2 protein-coding genes and 1 pseudogene are annotated in these 2,256 nt (G+C 69.4%); 1 reads left to right on the top strand and 2 read right to left on the bottom strand.

Going from position 1 to position 2,256, the window contains the following annotated elements; all coding sequences use genetic code 11:
• Window positions 1-286: acyl-CoA dehydrogenase family protein (locus A5714_RS02505; RefSeq protein WP_197513518.1), on the bottom strand; the 286-nt coding region annotated here is incomplete at its 3' end.
• 85 nt (window positions 287-371) lie between these two features.
• On the bottom strand, window positions 372-1,343 hold the full coding sequence (locus A5714_RS02500) for an alpha/beta hydrolase (RefSeq protein WP_068282445.1): 972 nt from the start codon (window positions 1,341-1,343) through the stop codon (window positions 372-374).
• Between the two features lie 197 nt (window positions 1,344-1,540).
• On the opposite strand from A5714_RS02500, the pseudogene A5714_RS02495 reads away from it, so the two are divergent.
• A pseudogene (locus A5714_RS02495) lies at window positions 1,541-2,256 on the top strand (cytochrome P450); the annotation flags it as partial.

Raw genomic sequence — 2,256 nt, 5'->3', positions numbered from 1 at the left:
CGACGCTCACCGGGTAGAGCGGCCCGGGCGCCACCGTCCGGCCGAGCCGCTCGGCGACCATGGCCAGATCGGCCAGCCCGCTCTCCGAGACGCTCCCCCCGCCCAGCTCTTCCGGGACCAGCAGGCCGGTCCAGCCGAGTTCCGCGGCGCGCCGCCACCAGGCCAGGTCGAACGACGCTCCCGCGGCATGCAGTTCCCGCACGCGGCGTAGGGGTGCCTCCTTGTCGAGGAAGGCCTGGGTGGTCGAGGTGAAGAGAAGTTTCTCGGGAGAGTCGAGTGTGGTCATGCTGCCTCTCGTCGAGTTCGCCGGCGGCTTCGATGGTAGCAATGGCCGCTACGGTAAGAGCTACCGGAGCCGAATCGATAGGGCGTCACATGGCGAACACACGCCGCAGGGAGCGCGCGTGCAGGGCCCAGTTCTCCTGCGAGACGTCCCATCCGGGAACGGACGCGTCGAAGCCGTTGAATGCCGCTGCGATGACGTGCAATTCGGTGTGCACGTATGCGTGCAGCAGCCGGTTGGCGAAGTCGATGGCTTCGTCGCGGCACGGGTCGATCTCGGCGCAGTCGATGAACGTCGGCGGCAGCCCTTCGAGATTGGCGCGATGCGCCGGCACGTGTTGCCCGGTGGCGCTGGCGTGCCCCAGGTAGTGGCCCCACGCGCGGCTCACGGCGGGGCCGTTGAGGCCCGGCGTGCGTTGGAACTCGCGCCGCGACTGCGTCGCGTCGGAGTCGAGCATCGGCTGGTGCAGGATCTGCACCAGGATCTGCGGGCCCTCGTCGTCGAACATGCGCTGGCTCAGCCCGGCCACCAGGGCGGCGCCGGCGTCACGGCCCATCACCGCGATGCGGCCGACGTCCACGCGCAGCTCCGCGCAGTTGCGCAGGGCGTAGTACAGGCCCGCCTCGACGTCGTCCAGCGCGGCGGGACAGGGCTGTTCGGGCGCCAGCCGGTAGTCCACCGACACCAGCAGGCAACCGCCGGCCCTGGCGAGTTCCACACAGTGCGCGTGGTCGGTGTCCAGGTTGCCGGTCACGAAGCCGCCGCCGTGGGCGTACAGGACGAGGGGTGACCCGGCGGCCGCCCGGTCCAGGTCGGGCCCCCGGTAGAAACGCAGGCTCAGCTGATGGCCGCCGGGACCGGTGATCGACCGGGTCTCGATGTGCACGCCGTCGGTGTCGGCGGCCGCAGCGCGCTCGGCGGCGAGCCGGTCGGCGTGGGTCCGCTCGTCGGCCAGCGTCTCGCTGCGGAACTCGACCACGCCAAGCTCGAGCGCGGCATCGCGCAGCGCCGGGTCGAGGCGGTTAAGGCCTTGCGGCCGCGTCACATTCGTCTGCGTCATAGCCTCTCGTCTTCCGGTGCATGGTGCGGGCCGACCGTCGGGACGGGGCCCGGTGGCCGCGAACAGAGCCACCTTCAAGGTAGACCTGCGATTTCGGGGGGCGAACGACGAGGTGGCGCGGGCGGCGGAGCGCCGTTGGGCTTCGTTGCTATCTATATTATGATAGCGAAATTCCGCTGGCTTCAGGAGGGGCGCCGATGACGCTGAGCACCGACCCGGACCGACAGCCCGTCTCGCTCGACTTCACCGGTGAGACCAGCCCCTACCCCTTCTTCGAATACATGCGGCGCACCGACCCGGTGTGGCACGGAGCCCTGGGTGACCCGAGCCAGCTGCCCGAGGAGCTACGCCCGTCCGATGAGTGGGTGCTGTTCGGTTACGACGGTGTGCACCAGGCGTTTCGCGACGACCGGACCTTCACGTCGGCGGCCTATGACAAGACCATCGGCCTGGTGATGGGCCACACCATCCTGGCCATGGGCGGCAAGGAACACCACGACCACCGCAACCTGGTGGCGAAGGCTTTTCGGTCCAGCGCGCTGGCGCGCTGGGAGCCGTCGGTGGTCGCACCGATCTGCGACCGCCTGGTCGACGAGATCAAGGCCGACGGCCACGCCGACCTGGTGAAGGCGGTGACCTTCGAATTTCCCACCCGCATCATCGCCACGCTGCTCGGCCTGCCGCCGGAGGATCTCGACCTGTTCCGGCGGCTGTCGCTCGACCTCATCTCGATCCCGACCGACATCGTGGCCGGCCTCAATGCCGCGACCGAGCTCTACGACTACTTCCTCGGTCAGGTCGAGCAGCGCCGGCGCGCGCCCACCAACGACATCATCGGCGACCTGGTCACAGCGGAGATCGACGGGGAGCGGCTCACCGACGAGGCCATCATCGCGTTCCTGCGCCTGCTGCT

Source organism: Mycobacterium sp. E2462 (assembly GCF_001672685.1).
In the GTDB taxonomy this organism is placed as follows: Bacteria; Actinomycetota; Actinomycetes; order Mycobacteriales; family Mycobacteriaceae; genus Mycobacterium.
This window is presented reverse-complemented; position numbering and strand designations above follow the sequence as displayed.

Excerpts from the sequence above, each read along its gene's own strand:
- A5714_RS02500 (WP_068282445.1), bottom strand. The coding sequence starts at position 1,343 with ATGACGCAGACGAATGTGACGCGGCCGCAAGGCCTTAACCGCCTCGAC.